At 56.9% G+C, this 14,497-nt stretch carries 11 protein-coding genes; 5 read left to right on the top strand and 6 right to left on the bottom strand.

Annotated features, from left to right (window positions below):
- Positions 1 to 45: 45 nt before the first annotated feature.
- Positions 46 to 1,974 (top strand): uroporphyrinogen decarboxylase, encoded by a 1,929-nt coding sequence (gene hemE, locus PSR63_RS10540; RefSeq protein WP_274333079.1) that lies wholly within the window; start codon positions 46 to 48, stop codon positions 1,972 to 1,974.
- Positions 1,975 to 2,026: 52 nt separating this feature from the next.
- On the opposite strand, the gene PSR63_RS10535 is transcribed toward hemE, so the two are convergent.
- From PSR63_RS10535 to PSR63_RS10525, 3 genes are all read right to left on the bottom strand, one after another.
- Positions 2,027 to 2,602, bottom strand: coding sequence for an HYExAFE family protein (locus tag PSR63_RS10535; RefSeq protein ID WP_274333077.1), 576 nt, complete (start codon positions 2,600 to 2,602; stop codon positions 2,027 to 2,029).
- Between the two features lie 95 nt (positions 2,603 to 2,697).
- Entirely contained in the window at positions 2,698 to 4,050 is a 1,353-nt protein-coding gene (gene hisS / locus PSR63_RS10530; protein ID WP_274333075.1) for a histidine--tRNA ligase, read from the bottom strand.
- A 124-nt stretch (positions 4,051 to 4,174) separates the two neighbouring features.
- Positions 4,175 to 4,609 (bottom strand): YkgJ family cysteine cluster protein, encoded by a 435-nt coding sequence (locus tag PSR63_RS10525; RefSeq protein ID WP_274333073.1) that lies wholly within the window; start codon positions 4,607 to 4,609, stop codon positions 4,175 to 4,177.
- Positions 4,610 to 4,755: 146 nt separating this feature from the next.
- On the opposite strand from PSR63_RS10525, the gene PSR63_RS10520 reads away from it, so the two are divergent.
- The 3 genes from PSR63_RS10520 (at position 4,756) to PSR63_RS10510 (ending at position 9,759) form a co-directional block, all read left to right on the top strand.
- Positions 4,756 to 5,619: a formyltetrahydrofolate deformylase gene (locus PSR63_RS10520; RefSeq protein ID WP_274333071.1), complete on the top strand. Its 864-nt coding sequence runs from the start codon at positions 4,756 to 4,758 to the stop codon at positions 5,617 to 5,619.
- 241 nt (positions 5,620 to 5,860) lie between these two features.
- Positions 5,861 to 8,497 (top strand): diguanylate cyclase domain-containing protein, encoded by a 2,637-nt coding sequence (locus tag PSR63_RS10515; RefSeq protein ID WP_274333069.1) that lies wholly within the window; start codon positions 5,861 to 5,863, stop codon positions 8,495 to 8,497.
- A gap of 95 nt (positions 8,498 to 8,592) precedes the next feature.
- Positions 8,593 to 9,759 (top strand): hypothetical protein, encoded by a 1,167-nt coding sequence (locus PSR63_RS10510; protein WP_274333067.1) that lies wholly within the window; start codon positions 8,593 to 8,595, stop codon positions 9,757 to 9,759.
- Here the strand turns inward: PSR63_RS10510 and PSR63_RS10505 are convergent.
- Genes PSR63_RS10505 through PSR63_RS10495 form a run of 3 tightly spaced genes read right to left on the bottom strand, consistent with a single transcriptional unit; the run spans position 9,756 to position 13,308 of the window.
- A complete protein-coding gene (locus PSR63_RS10505) occupies positions 9,756 to 10,460 on the bottom strand; it encodes a sulfite oxidase-like oxidoreductase (RefSeq protein WP_274333065.1) in 705 nt (234 codons plus the stop codon). The genes PSR63_RS10510 and PSR63_RS10505 overlap by 4 nt on opposite strands.
- Positions 10,457 to 11,611, bottom strand: coding sequence for a GTPase (locus tag PSR63_RS10500; protein WP_274333063.1), 1,155 nt, complete (start codon positions 11,609 to 11,611; stop codon positions 10,457 to 10,459). The genes PSR63_RS10505 and PSR63_RS10500 overlap by 4 nt, the downstream gene beginning before the upstream one ends.
- Positions 11,612 to 11,616: 5 nt before the next feature.
- Positions 11,617 to 13,308, bottom strand: coding sequence for a M3 family oligoendopeptidase (locus PSR63_RS10495; protein WP_274333061.1), 1,692 nt, complete (start codon positions 13,306 to 13,308; stop codon positions 11,617 to 11,619).
- 154 nt (positions 13,309 to 13,462) lie between these two features.
- Between PSR63_RS10495 and PSR63_RS10490 the strand changes: the two genes are divergently transcribed.
- Positions 13,463 to 14,440, top strand: a complete 978-nt coding sequence (locus tag PSR63_RS10490; RefSeq protein ID WP_274333059.1) for a DUF4282 domain-containing protein — start codon at positions 13,463 to 13,465, stop codon at positions 14,438 to 14,440.
- The last annotated feature ends 57 nt before the right edge of the window (positions 14,441 to 14,497 follow it).

Raw genomic sequence — 14,497 nt, 5'->3', positions numbered from 1 at the left:
TGCCGGTCGCCCACCCCAATAGAGCTAGACGCGGATTAGATTTATATGCCAGAAAATGGAAAAAACTTCGCAGGCCTGAATGTTGCCTCGTTCGAGAGTCGTCGCGGAAAAGAAATGGCGATGATCATCGAGAAGTTCGGGGGCGTTCCGCACGTGAGCCCTTCGATGCGCGAAGTGCCGTTGGATGACAATCAACCAGCGATCGACTTTGCCAATCGCGTGATTACTGGCCAGATCGATATCGTCATTTTCATGACCGGGGTGGGATTCAACCACCTGCTGGCGGCCATCGATCGTAAAGTCGACAAGCAACGATTTCTGGATGCCTTATCCGACATCACCACGATCTGCCGTGGACCGAAGCCTGTGGCCGCGATGCGGGAAGTAAAGCTGACGCCGACCATTAAGGTGCCTGAGCCCAACACGTGGCGCGAGATTCTACAGACCATCGATACCGAGATCCACATCGCCAATCAAACGCTGGTGGTACAGGAATACGGCGTTACCAATGCCAGCTTGGTTGCCGGGCTTGAGGCCCGCGGCGCGCATGTCGAAACCCTGCATGTGTACGACTGGGACCTGCCGGAAGACATCGGCCCCCTGGCGGCAAACATTCAGAAAATGATCGACGGCAAGATCGATGTCACGATGTTCACGTCGGCCAATCAGCTGAATCACGTCTTGAAGCTGGCCCAGCGACAGGGGCAGATGGAAGCCTTCTCGGCAGCTTTGCGTGGTACGGTCATTTGCAGTGTCGGTCCCACGATGAGCGAACGCCTGCGCGACTTGGGCTACCCGGTCGATGTCGAGCCAGAGCATCCTAAGATGGGGCCGTTGGTGGCAGCCGCGGCTGAACGCTCACAGGATATTCTCGTGCGTAAGCGTCAGATCCGTGCCGTCTTGCAAGAGACCACCAAAGCGGCGCTCAACAAAGAAGCACCCTGGTACAACAGTGCATTTCTCAAGGCTTGTCGTCGCGAACCGACCGACTTCACGCCCGTGTGGCTGATGCGTCAGGCCGGGCGCTACATGAAGGAATACCGAGAAGTCCGCGCGAAGACGACCTTCCTCGAACTGTGTGCCAATCCTCAGCTTTGCAGCGAAGTGATGTGCACGGCTGTCGAGAAGTTGGGCGTTGATGCAGCGATCATCTTCTCGGACCTGCTGCCGATCTTGCAGCCGATGGGGTTGGACCTCGAGTTCGCCAAGGGAGAAGGCCCGGTCATTCATAACCCGATTCGTGAAGCGGCCGACGTCGATCGCGTGCTGGAACTGGAAAGCACCGACTCGCTGCACTACGTGATGGAAACGGTCAAGCAAACGCGTGCCGATTTGCCGGCGGATATGCCGCTGATCGGTTTTGCCGGAGCTCCGTTCACCCTAGCCAGTTATGCGATCGAAGGGGGTGGTAGTCGCGATTACGTGAACACGAAGACCCTCATGTTCCGCGACCCTGGTGCCTGGCGAGAACTGATGGAACGCTTCGTGCGTGCGATCTCGCGCTACTTGAATGCCCAGATCGCCGCGGGTGCTCAGGCCGTGCAGCTATTCGATTCATGGGCCGGAGCGCTCGGACCGGATGACTATCGCCGTTATGTGCTTCCGTACGTGAAGGACATCGTCGCCCAGATTGCTCCCGGCGTGCCGGTGATCAACTTTGCAACCGGCAACCCGGCACTTCTGCCAATGCTGGCCGAATCGGGCGCGGCGGTTGTGGGTGTCGATTGGCGTATTCGTCTCGACGTGGCCTGGGAAACGGTTGGCCACAATATCGCCGTGCAAGGGAACCTCGACCCGGTCTCGCTGTTGGCAGACCAGATGGAGCTACGCCGCCGCGCGAAGGATGTCCTCGACCAAGCTGCCGGCCGACCGGGGCACATCTTCAATCTTGGCCACGGGGTGATGCAGCAAACGCCGGTCGACAATGCGAGAGCGTTGGTCGACATGGTTCATGAAATGAGCCAGCGGAAGTAATCCGTGCGGCTTATTCCGGTAAGGGATCATCGGTGGGATGGTCCCGATCTCTTCAGGCAATCGCCGATGCGGTATTGCCGGACCGCCGATGATCGAAGTCACCTCCCGAGACGACCGGCGTCCGGAGGGTGACTTGCAGCGGTTCGGCCAGTTGGCGGAAAGCCTTGGTTGGCATCGACATGGTTTTCCAACGTGGCGAGATTTTCCGCGCCCAAGCGACATACAAGTCGAGCCGGACCCCAATGAACGCGTAGAGTCGGTCTTGATGCGGATACAGTAAGTGCTGTGGAACGGGAGCCATTTCGCCAACGACGTCGTACACAAAGACGAGCATCCCGCGAAACTGGGGACCCAACAGCCGCTGCCACTGCGACAAGCTTTGCAGGTCGTCGGTCGTGGTCCAGTTCTTCCAGTAGCGGTTCTTGCGACCGGAAGGGAATCGGCGTCCCTTCACATCGATCAGCCACGACATGTCACTGCCGCTGGGGGTGGCGATGAAATCGAGGTTCTTGAGCGAGCCGGCTCCGTACAGCGAACGGCGTCGTTCATCGACGGCGATGTAGGGGATCTTCTCGTCGCGCAAGAAAGCTTCGAGTGCGACTTCATAATGGTTCGTGCGGATCGTCATCGGTGTTGCCCTCGGGAAAGTTGCGAGGTGAGAAGCCGGAGATCTTGGATGGCTTCAATATCGCAACTAGGGGTGACAACACCTTGTCATGGGGGTTATGCGGTGGGCCGCAGAATTTTCGAAATTCCCGCAATCAATTCTTCGGCACCCCCCGCTAGACTGGCCTCGGCCGAGTCGCCTGTCTTCAGATCCTTCACCTGGCACTTATCCTCGGCCAGTTCACGGTCGCCGGCGACGATCGCCACTTTGAACCCGCGTCGGTCGGCATACTTCAGCTGCTGACCAAGCTTCTTGGCATCGGGATAGAGTTCGACGTTGAAGCCTGCCGTGCGAAGCGTGGCCGCGATCTTGAGATACTGTTGCAGGCTGTTGGCGTCGAAGTAGGGAATGAAGACTTCGGCCGGCGTTGTTCGAGCTTCGATCTTGCCGAGTTCTTCCATCGCCGCCAGAAGTCGGTCCAGTCCCAGCGAGGCTCCGATGCCTGGCAGCTCTTGATTGGTGTACAAGCTGGCCAGGTCGTTGTAGCGGCCACCACTGCAAACGCTGCCGATGCCAGGTAGCTCGCTAAGGAAGGTCTCGAAGATCGTCCCGGTGTAATAGTCCAACCCGCGGGCAATCGAGACATCGATCTGAAGTCGCTCAGCAGGGACGCCTGCGGCTGCCGTGGCTGCGGTCAACTCGCGCAGCTGTCCGACGCCGATCTCTCCTTTTTCGCTACCAGCGACCAGGCTATCGAGTGCCGAAAGGATCTCGTCGGTCGTGCCGCCGATTTCTGCCAGCTTCAAAACCTGGGCTGCTTGCTCGGCGGAAGCGCCGGCCGTTTCCTGCATTTCCGCAGCAACTTTCTCGGCACCGATCTTGGCCAGCTTGTCGAGCGCACGCAGGACTTCGGTCGACTTCTCAACGAGGTCGAGCTTTTCGAGCAGACCCGATAGCACCTGGCGATTGTTCACGCGGACCGTGAAGCCTTCGAACCCGATCGCCAGCATCAGGTCATGAATGACCAGGGCCGTTTCGATATCGGCCACGATGCTCTTTGTGCCGATCGTGTCGAAGTCGCACTGCATGAACTCGCGATAGCGACCGCGCTGGGTGTTCTCGCCTCGCCAGACGGTTGCGATGTGATAACGCTTGAAGGGCGTTCCCAGTTCACCGATGTGTTGAGCCGCGAAGCGGGCCAGGGGAACGGTCAGATCGAAACGCATGCCTACGTCTCGTTTGCCATGATCCTCGAATCGGTACATTTGCCGATCGGTTTCGTCGCTTCCTTTGCCCAGCAGAATCTCGGCATATTCCAGCGTTGGCGTATCGATCGGGGCGAACCCATACGAACGATAAACGCGGCGTGCCGTGTTGACCAACTCCTCTCGCGGCATCATCGCGTCAGGCAAATAGTCGCGAAAGCCTTTGAGCGTGCGGGGTTGGATAAGTTTCTTCTTGTTGGACATGGGATTCGGGGTTCGATGGCTTGCGGTCAATTAGTTCCGATAGGACAGGGCAGAACCTAGATAGTTCGCCCCTGACTATTTTCTTTCGCCGTTATTCGGCCAGGATTCTTGAGCAAAACAAGAACTAGCTAAGAATCGGCAGTGCTGGCGGCTTGGTGCTTCGCAGGCTTTGGCCTGGGCGGCGAGGCGTGGTGGCCTCGGCGTATTCCCAGATCTGCTCTGGGGTTTCGAAATACTTCTCGTAGCACCAATCGTCGTCGTACTCGCACGCTTCGGTCGTGTAGTCGCGACAAATCTGCGGGCGGGTCTCATAGATACCGCAGCGATAATCGTCTTGCAGATGCTTGCAGGTCGTATGAACCAACAAATACCAAACGTCTTCATCCAGAAAGACGGAGGCCCGGTCGTGCAGCAGGTACCACCGGATAAACTCGAAATCGGCGAATTCGGTGGGCGTTTCAATCGGCAGCGCGAAGTAACGGCAGCACTTGGCGGTGCAGTGTTCGCACAGGTTCTCATCCGGCCCAAGATCTTCTCGGCGAACCTTTTTCTGGATCATTTTGGCCATCCTCGGCGAATTGGTGGCGTTGGTAAGATGTAGGACTTCTTCGGACAAGGTAGCAAACCGGTGCTACAATGCCTAGTTCGGGTCGATATTCGAAGTAGGTTCAATCGTTGTTTTAAGACTCCATAGGTAGTTTGGCGATGCTCGTTGTGATCACCGCAGTCGGACCAGATAACGTGGGTTTGGCCGATCCGATTATTCACTATGTGACGGGTTTAGGGGCGAACATTGCCGAAATCCAGATGTATGACCATGACGAAGAGGCCGTCTTCGCCATGTTCCTGCGCGTGCATATCGATGCTGACCTCTACAATTCGCTCCGAACGGCTTTGACCGAGATTGGCCGGCTGAAAAAGCTTTCGATCCGGGTCTGGTCGGCCGATGTTCGCCGCGATTGTCCCCGTATCGCGATCTGCACCACCTACCGCCCCGAGCCCGCCCAGGCCGTGCTCGAGGCGATTGCGGCTGGGGAAATCAACGCGATACCAGCGGTCATGATCGGCAATCGCGATAACTGCAAGGGACTGGCCGAAAGCCATGGTGTCGATTGGCAGAACATCGGCCGCGAGAAGGGAGAAGCCAACGACGAGCGGATGATCGAAATCCTCGACGAGTACGACGTCGACTACGTTCTGCTGGCTCGCTATATGCGTATTCTGCCGGCGGCCAGCTGTTGGAAATATGCCGGGGGCCGCATCATTAACCTCCATCACGGCCTTCTCCCGAGCTTTCCGGGAATTCGCCCTTACCACGATGCCAACGAAGTACGGATGCTCACGTTCGGTGCGACCTGTCACTTCATCGTTCCCGAACTGGATGCCGGCAATCAGATTATCCATCAGGAAACGTTCTCTGTTGAACCCGGTACCAAGATCGAAGAGATCATCCGGATAGGGCAGGAAGTCAACGAGCCCACTTGCCTGGTCGAAGGCCTCCGCCGCGTGGTTGCCGGAGAAGTGGAACTTCATTTCCACCGTGTGGTACCCCGCAAGACTCACGGCTAGTCGCATCGATCGCGATTTATCTGAGCGACCGGTTGTCGCGATTGTTCTGGCATTGCTGGCAGCGTCGGATAATTCGGGTGGTATCCAATCAGATATTCTGCTTGCGCTTCTTGCGATATTTGTGAGGCGCCCTAAGTTTTCAGCGTCTCAGGTTACTAGGAAGCAGTAATCGCTTTTTGATAGCGCCACATCTGTTGGTGCGAAGCGTTTGCTGATCAAAGTGAAGTATGGTGGGCAGGCCATGCACAATCGATTACTCGTGATCGAAAGCACTAGTGCGCTTCGCAGGAAACTGCGCGACGTTCTCAGTGAACATCACACCGTTCATATTCTGGAGAATGCGGACAAGATCCGCGCATCTATCGAGCAAGTTCAGCCTGCGTTGATCTTGCTCGATTATCACTTGCGCGACGACTCGGCCCTTGAAGTCTGCCGAGCGATTCGCCGTGAATTTGCAAGTCGACAGATACAGCTCCTTGTGCTGGGAGAAGGTCTTAGTGAATCACAGCGATTGGAAATGTTTGCCGCCGGTGCCGATAACGTCATCGATAAATCAATCGGCCGTTTAGAGTTAACCGCAAAGATTGACGTTCTGATGCGGCTGCACAGTGCGCTGATGCGTGCCACGACCGCCGAACGCAAGCTTGCGAACTATTCTCGCGAGTTAGAGCGGATCGTCGAAAATCGCTCGATGGCCATTCAATCCACGCAAGACATTGCGGTCTTTGCGTTGGCGAAGCTTGCCGACTCGCGTGACACGGAAACAGGCGAGCACCTCGTTCGCATGCGCGCCTATTCGCAGATGATTGCTGAGCAACTGCGGATCAGCGGGCCTTACCAGGACGCAATCGATGATTTGTTCCTGCAAGACCTCTTTCGTTCCAGTCCTTTGCACGACATCGGTAAGGTTGGTATCTCCGATGCGATCTTGCTGAAGCCCGGCAAGCTGACGGCGGAAGAATTCAACGCGATGAAGCAGCACGTCCGTATCGGCGCCGAAACGCTGCAAGAAGCCGCCAAGAGTAGCTCGAGTGGCTCGTTCTTTCACATGGCCGCCGAGATCGCTCGATATCACCACGAGCGTTGGGATGGATGCGGCTATTTGGAAGGCTTGAAGGGAGCCGAGATACCATTGGCCGCTCGCATCGTGAGCGTGGCCGACGTATTCGACGCCCTCTCCAGCAAGCGTGTGTATAAAGATGCGATCCGCTCTGATCAGGCAAAAGCCATGATCTGCGAGGGAAGTGGAACTCAGTTTGATCCGGCAATCGTGACTGCCTTCGAGGAAACGTTCGACAAGATCGAAGCGTTCTCGGCAGAACAACACAGCGTCGTGCGTTTCCTAAACGCAGCCCCAGGGCAAACGACCAATTATCACTGGGGCAAGCATCAAGCGGCACCGGAGCTGAGCGGCGAGAATGCCGTGGTCATCAACGATGGTTCGCCTTCGATTGGACTGATCATCAAGTGGCTGCAAAGCGTTGGGATGCATGTACGTACCTGCGGCGAGTTTGCATCGGCCAAGCATCTCATTCGCGAAGACTGCCCGATGGTAGTCATCAGCGATTGGGGACAGAACCAGGCCGCTGCCGAGGGATTTTGCCGTTGGGTTCGGGAAGAGCATCTACCTCGTTACGTCTTTACGATGATGTTGGCCGATCAGTCCGAGCTGAATGATCCGACGCTGGCTTATCGCCTGGGAATCGACGATGTGATCTCGCATTCGATCGGCCGGGAAGAACTGCTGTCGAGAATCAATTCGGCAGGTCGGGTTATCGAACTGGAGAACCACCTTCGCACGGTCGAACGAAACGATCCGCTAACCGGCCTCGCCACGCTTCGCTATCTAAACGACCAGTTGAAACGGGAGTGGGTACGGGCTCGCAACTATCATTTGCCGATCTCCTGCGTGGTCATCGATATCGACGACTTCAGCGAGATCAATCGCAACTACGGTTTGGAGGCCGGCGACCGGGTACTGCAGCAGCTGGCCCAGACGATCACGGTTCAGGGACGACAAATCGATTACCTGTGCCGCTTGGATAGCGATCGCCTGCTGTTGGTATTGCCTGAATGTGCCGAGGTAAATGCCTATCGCGTTGCGATGCGTATCGAAATGCTGGTCGACAAAATGGTCGTCGACGTCCCTGGCGAGCAGGTACGCTGCTCGGTAAGCATGGGGGTCGCACAGCGGAACAACGACGTACCCAACTTGGAAGCGCTGATCGACAATGCGGAGATCGCGTTGAAGGTCGCCAAGAGCTCAGGCAAGCGTCATGTCGTTTGTTTGGGACATTGCCAGGAATCCACCGGGATCATCGCATCTGATGATCAGGTTCGAGAACGGCTGGAACACCTGACGGCTTCCGAGATCATGACCTCCCCGATTCTTACCATTTGCCAGACCGATACGATCGCAAACGCCACGCAAATGCTGATCAACGAAGGGTTCAATTCAGCGCCTGTTGTGGACGAGAAGGGCTACCTGGTAGGCGTCATTTCTGAGAAGGACTTGATGCAAGCCTTCCGTCGACCGGAAGCAGGCAAAACGCTGGTATCGGTGGTGATGCGTAGCGAAGTCGTCAGTTTCGATGAATCCGATCCGGCGATTCACGTATACGAATTCCTCTGCCAAGCTGCGATGCGCCGGGTCATTGTCGTCAATGACGAGCGGCCCACCGGTGTGATCAGCCGTGGAAACTGCCTGCGTTGGGTACATCAACTTGAGGCTGAGATGGGACTTGGTGATCCCGGCAAGCTGGCAGATATCGTCGATTCGGGGATTCTGGAATCGGCCACGCTAAGCCAAATTAGCGAGATAATCAAAGGAATGGAACACGGACCCACGGGCAGTTCGGTCGATCGCGTTCAATTCTAACTAACGGCGTGTTGCTATTCATCGCCGGTGCTCCCTGTTACGATACGTGATGTGTAATTCATTTATTTCGTCGCGTGTCCTAGGGGTTTTCCGTGGTGTCGCAGGAAGTTTTCGACCAGTTCCGTCAGCAAATCCAAGAGTCAGGCAGTTTGGCGGCGATCGAGAATATGATCGAGTATTTCCGCCAAGAGAAGCAGCACGTTCAGCTGTTCGAAATGTACAAGCTCCGCGCAAGGGCGAAGCTCGGGCTGCCACTGCTATTTCCTGGTGTCTCGGAAGAGCTCTCCGAAGAGCAGCGAAATCAATTGGAAGACGCGCTCGTCGAAGCATGCGATGAAGTTGGACGCTTGCTGCTGGACGCCGGACAGATTCGCGAGGGATGGTACTACCTTCGTCCGGTTGGCGACAAGGCTCCTGTCATCGAAGCTCTGAAAGAGGCTGAGGTCGATGAGGAAAACATCGAAGACCTGATTGAAGTTGCTCTGTATGAAGGCGTGGCACCAGAACTCGGCTTTGGCTGGATGCTGGAACATTACGGCACGTGCAATTCGGTCACCACGTACGAACAGCAACTGGCCGGCATGCCTCCGGCCGCTCAGCAGCCGTTGGCCGCACTGCTTCTCGATCATGTCTACGACGAGCTGATGGGGACGGTTATTGCCGATATCTCGCATCAAGAGGGCACCGAACCGCAAGAGAATACGCTGAGCGAAATCATCGCCCCGCGTGACTGGTTATTTGCCAACTCGGCCTATCACATCGATACCAGCCACCTCGCCGCGACTGTCCGCTTTGCTCGTGTCCTGCGAGACGAGGCACACCTTCGCAAGGCGTTGGAACTGGTCGACTATGGTTCCCACTTGGATCAGGCATTCCAATACGAGCAGACGCCGCCGTTCACCGACCTGTACCCAAGCCACAAGCTCTATTTCCAGACGCTGCTGGGCGAAGACGCTGAACAGGGCTTGGCCTACTTCAAGGAAAAGGCCGAAGAGTCCGACATTCGCCGCGAAGGTTCGCTTGCCATCGAGACCTACATCGAGCTGCTCTCGCGTTTGGGGCATCACGATGAAGCATTGGATGCCGCATTGAAGATGATCCCGCCAGGCATTCACACCATTGGGATCTCACCAAGTTTGATCGAGCTCAGTCAGAATGCCGGGGACTTCCAGCGACTGGCCGAACACTCGAAAGAACTGGGTGATCCGCTCGGCTACGCAACCGCATTGCTGTTTGCCAAACGAGAAGCTGGCGAGGGCTAAATCCCTTCCGGTCCGCCGGTCCAGCCAGCTGGCATTTGGCCATCGCCGAAACGCTGCTCTTTCCACGGGTCGCCTACATTGTGGTACCCGCTTTGTTCCCAGTAACCCGGCTTGTCGGTTGCGCTAAGCTCGATCGCTTTGATCCACTTGGCGCTCTTCCAGGCGTATAGCTTCGGGACAATTCCTCGAACAGGTCCGCCGTGATCGGCGTTGATCTCGACGCCGTCATGCAGGTCGGCCAGCAGGGCGTCTTCGCTGAGAAATTCATCCAGCGGGAGATTGGTCGTCCAGCCATTGTCGTAGCCATGACAAATAACAAACTTGGCTTCCGGTTGTACGCTGGCTTGCTCCAGGAGGTAACGCGTTGAGACCCCTTCCCATAGATTCCCCAGTCGCGACCACTGAGTCACGCAGTGGAAATCGGAGAAGACCTTCACGCGTGGCAGCGCCTGAAACTCTTCCCAGTCGAACGACAATTCGCGATCGACCAGCCCAAAGACTTTCAGCGCCCAGGTTTCCTTCGTGACCTCAGGCACGATCGTCGCGTGCAATACCGGCCACTTCTTAGTGCGTGACTGCCCCGGCGGAATGCGATTGTCTCGGAAGGTATCGCGACTGATGATCACGTCCTCTGCATCCGCATGATGATGCGGGGCAGGGGGATGTTCGGTCTGATACTTCGCTCGGTCGTGCTCGTTCATGCTTTCAGCAGCGTCTGGATAGTTTGCAGGGCGTCGTCGATCTGGCGTTGTTGCACTTGTTGATGCAATTGTCGAAGGCCGTCGATCTGACGACTGGTGAATGGAATGGGCTCGTGTGCCTGGGGAACGTTGGGGATCAGGTGCGAAACGATCGACGAGATCAATTCGGGTACGCCTTGCCCGGTAACCGCACTGGTGGCGAGCATTTCACCCGATTCTGGCACTTGAAGATCATCGGCCAGGTCGATCTTGTTCACGACGTGCAGGGCCGCAGGAAGTTCTTTCAGCGACTGGTCCAGCTCATCGGGTTTCAGGTCGGTTGCATCGTGCATGACGATCGCCAGATCGGCTGTCTTGAGTGCGACTTTGGCTTTGGCAATGCCTGCTTGTTCGATTTCGTCGTCAGAAACACGAATGCCTGCGGTGTCTGAGAACTGCACCGGCCACCCGTCGAGTGCCGTGGTCGCGTGCAGCACGTCCCGAGTCGTCCCAGGCATATCGAGCACAATCGCCCGGTCGTACCCGACGATCTTGTTCAGCAGACTACTCTTGCCGACGTTCGGGGGGCCGGCGATGACAATCAGCCAGGGCTGCGTCAGATGCCTACCGAACGGCGCCAGCGACAGCAAATGGTCGAGCTTCTCCTGGGCAACTTCGAAATTCGCATTGTCGAGAAGATTGCCGATGGTAACGATTTCTCGGGTCAGGGCTCCGTTGGCCTGATCCAACAGGTGCAGCGCAGCCTGGGATGTGACTGCTTGGGGAAGCTCCAACTTCGCCTCGGCTATGATCGCATCGGCATGCTCGGAAGTCGTTCGTGACTGCCAAGACTGTACCTGGCAGCCGGCCGAGGCCAGGTGCTTCAGGATGCGCTGACTCGCTTGAACACCGCCATGGCAATGGATTTCGACCAATTCGGGAGCCAGCTTCGCGACGACCAACTCTTCGCCGATCGGTTCGTCTTCTGCCTGCCAGTGTCCCACCAGGATGCGTCCGACGTTGGCATCGCACACTCCGATCTTGCCCAGGCTGGTGAAGAAGCGATCGGCCAGCGCAACCGCTTCCGGCCCTTGCACCGAGACCGTAGCGATGGCCCCGCGCGCCGGAGGCGTAAGAACGGCAGCGGTTGTTGGCGTGGTGAACTCTGACATCCGATCTAAAGCCCGAGGAACTTGCTGGCCTGCCCAGCCACTTCGCTCAAGCAGCCTGGCTCGAAGGGGCTCTTCAGGTCGGCACTTTTGGCAAGCTCCTGGAACGGTAACGTTCCTCCCCGAGCACAAAGGTTCAGGTAGTCTTCCATGGCTTGCTCGAAGTTTTGTTGCGACCGAACCCAGAACTGCAAGGCACAGCATTGGGCCAGCGTGTAGTCGATGTAGTAGAACGGCGACATGTAGATATGCCGCTGCTTCTGCCAGCGTCCCCCTTCCGGCAAGTGAGGAAGGTCGCCGAATTGCATGTGAGGGAGATACAACGCTTCCAACTCACGCCACTTGGCATTACGCTGCTGCGGTGTCATCTCAGGGTCTTTGTAAACTTCGTGTTGGAAGTGATCAACCGAGACACCGTACGGCAGAAACAGAAGTCGCGACGCAAGATGAATCTTACGGAATCGATCGGCCTCGTCTCCGAAGAACTTCTCCATGTGCGGCCAGCAGAGGAACTCGAGGCCCATCGAGTGAATCTCGCACGACTCCATCGTCGGCCACACATTATCCAACAGCGGCAGTGACATACTGGCGTAGCACTGGTAGGCATGGCCGACTTCGTGGGTGAAGACTTCCACGTCGCCCAGCGTGCCGTTGAAGTTCGCGAAGATGAACGGAACTCGTTGTTGAAGCAAGCTGGCACAGAACCCGCCGCCTGCCTTGCCGGGGCGGTTCTTCAGGTCCATCAAGTTCTTGTCCTGCATTAGCTGGAAGAACTCGCCCATCCGCTCGTCCATACCGTCGAACATGGCCTGGGCCTGTTCGATCTGATGTTCATACGTTCCTTGCGGACGAGGATTCCCTTGTTGGTCGTGGATCGCTTCGTCCCAGTACATCAGCGGATCGAGGCCCAGTAGCTCGCCTTGTCGCTTACGAATCTCGGTGCACAGCGGAACGATCTTGTCGATCACTTCCTGGCGATATTGTTGGACATCTTGTTCGTTGTAATCGATCCGGGACATCCGCTGGTAAGCGAGCTGGACGAAGTTTTCGTACTTCAGCTTCTTGGCCATCTGATCACGAAGCTTGACCATCTTGTCGTAGATCTCGTCAAGTTCTTCGTGGTTCTCGGCAAACCAGCCCCACATGGTCGCAAGAGCGGAGAAACGGACGCTGCGGTCGCTGTCTTCGGCGTATTCGACGATGCCTGATAGATTGGTTTCTTTCCCTTGGAAAGTGAACGTAGCACTGGCCAACAGTTCGTTGTACTTGGAAACCAACTTCGCCTCTTCCACCAGGTCGTCTTCGATCACTGGATCGAATGAGCGGACCTGGCACTCCCACAAAGCGGTGGCCTGGGCACCAAAGCGTTCGACGATCTTCTCTTTGCGGTCTTCCACCAGCAGCAGCTTTTTGATCTGCACGTCGAGGTCGGTCAGCTTTGGATGGATTTCGTCGAGACGATCCATGGCCGCTTTATAGGCCGCGTTTTTGGTGTCTTGGTTGAAACGGATCTCGGTCAGATTGCACCACGAATCGATCTCGCGACGAATGTCGTCCCAGCGTTCGAGCCATTGAAACAGCTGTTCCCCGCGGCCATCGTTGCCGTTGAGATCTTCGATTCCCTTCGCGATCTCGTCGTAGCGCGATTTGAGTTCCGCGAGGTTGGGCTCGGGAAGTTCGAGCTTGCTAAAGTCTTCCATTCCAATGGTCCTACAGCTGAATAAGTGGGAAAAACCTAGATTCTTCGGTGACGATGTGTGCGTTTGACTTTGGCGTCCCGCTAAGACATTATGAAGAGCACACTCTTCCTCAACCCGCGCGCTTCTCTTCGTGACAATTTAAAGATCATACCTCATGGCCGATGAATTCTTCTACAAGTTCAATCCGGATGCGCCCGAAGTAGGTCCGATTGATTCAAAAACTTTGAAGCAGCTTGCCGGTAGTGGGGCGATTCAACCAGAAAGTCTTCTACGCCGCGGCACCGGCGACTGGGTGACCGCTTCCACCGTCAAAGGACTGTTTCCTGGTGGTGCCGCCGCCAGTCCTCCAGAAGCAACGCCGGTGGCACCTCCGGAAGCCAAACCAGCTGGTCCTGTGCCGATTGCCGCGCCCATTACGGCGCCACCGGCAACGCCAGCATCTCCGCCGGAAGCCATCCCCGTGGCTCCGCCTGCCGCAGACGCTGGTGGCGGAATGGGTTTCCCCGATCTGGCTCAATCAAAGCCTGCCGCGGATGTTCCGGCCGGGCTCGATTCGTTAGTGGTTGCTCCGAAGAAGCCAGGCGGCAAGCCAGCCAAAAAGGGGAGTGCCCCGACTGCGAAAAAGGCCGCTCCCGCGCCAGCAGCACCAAAGGTTGAGGCACCCAAGGTCGATGCCCCGAAGGTGGAAGCACCGAAAGTCGAAGCACCCAAGGCAGAGCCTGCCGCCGCTCCGGCGGTGGCACCGGCAGCACCCAATCCGTATGCCAGCGATCCGCCAGCCGCGCGAACCGCGCCGCGCCGCAAAGGACGAGGCGGGATCGGCTCGCTGTTCAACTTTGATGTCTTGATCGCGCCGACGGTGATCAAGATTCTGTTCTTCTTGCTCGCTGGCCTGCTGTTTCTCGGGTTCATCGCCTACTCAGGCTTCTTCCTGGTCATGGCGATCCTGGCCGGTGATGTGATGGCTATGGCCATGGCCGCCGGGGCCGCGCTCGTGATGCTATTGTTCACGTTGATTTACATCGTGATCCTTCGCGTCATGGCCGAAGTGGCGCTGACGTTCTTTAACATCAACGACAATGTCCGCGACATGCGCGACATGATGGCCGATCGTCAGGGGACCATCGAATAGTACCGGTCAGCCGCGATTTGTCGCTACTTGCCAATCTAATGACCAAACGGGCGGCCG

Origin of the sequence: Bremerella sp. P1 (assembly GCF_028748185.1) — a bacterium.
Classification (GTDB): Bacteria; Planctomycetota; Planctomycetia; order Pirellulales; family Pirellulaceae; genus Bremerella.
The sequence above is the reverse complement of the archived record's forward strand: the minus strand, read 5'-3'. Positions and strand labels throughout refer to the sequence as shown.

Excerpts from the sequence above, each read along its gene's own strand:
- hemE (WP_274333079.1), top strand. The coding sequence starts at position 46 with ATGCCAGAAAATGGAAAAAACTTCGCAGGCCTGAATGTTGCCTCGTTC.
- PSR63_RS10535 (WP_274333077.1), bottom strand. The coding sequence starts at position 2,602 with ATGACGATCCGCACGAACCATTATGAAGTCGCACTCGAAGCTTTCTTG.
- hisS (WP_274333075.1), bottom strand. The coding sequence starts at position 4,050 with ATGTCCAACAAGAAGAAACTTATCCAACCCCGCACGCTCAAAGGCTTT.
- PSR63_RS10525 (WP_274333073.1), bottom strand. The coding sequence starts at position 4,609 with ATGATCCAGAAAAAGGTTCGCCGAGAAGATCTTGGGCCGGATGAGAAC.
- PSR63_RS10520 (WP_274333071.1), top strand. The coding sequence starts at position 4,756 with ATGCTCGTTGTGATCACCGCAGTCGGACCAGATAACGTGGGTTTGGCC.
- PSR63_RS10515 (WP_274333069.1), top strand. The coding sequence starts at position 5,861 with ATGCACAATCGATTACTCGTGATCGAAAGCACTAGTGCGCTTCGCAGG.
- PSR63_RS10505 (WP_274333065.1), bottom strand. The coding sequence starts at position 10,460 with ATGAACGAGCACGACCGAGCGAAGTATCAGACCGAACATCCCCCTGCC.
- PSR63_RS10500 (WP_274333063.1), bottom strand. The coding sequence starts at position 11,611 with ATGTCAGAGTTCACCACGCCAACAACCGCTGCCGTTCTTACGCCTCCG.
- PSR63_RS10495 (WP_274333061.1), bottom strand. The coding sequence starts at position 13,308 with ATGGAAGACTTTAGCAAGCTCGAACTTCCCGAGCCCAACCTCGCGGAA.
- PSR63_RS10490 (WP_274333059.1), top strand. The coding sequence starts at position 13,463 with ATGGCCGATGAATTCTTCTACAAGTTCAATCCGGATGCGCCCGAAGTA.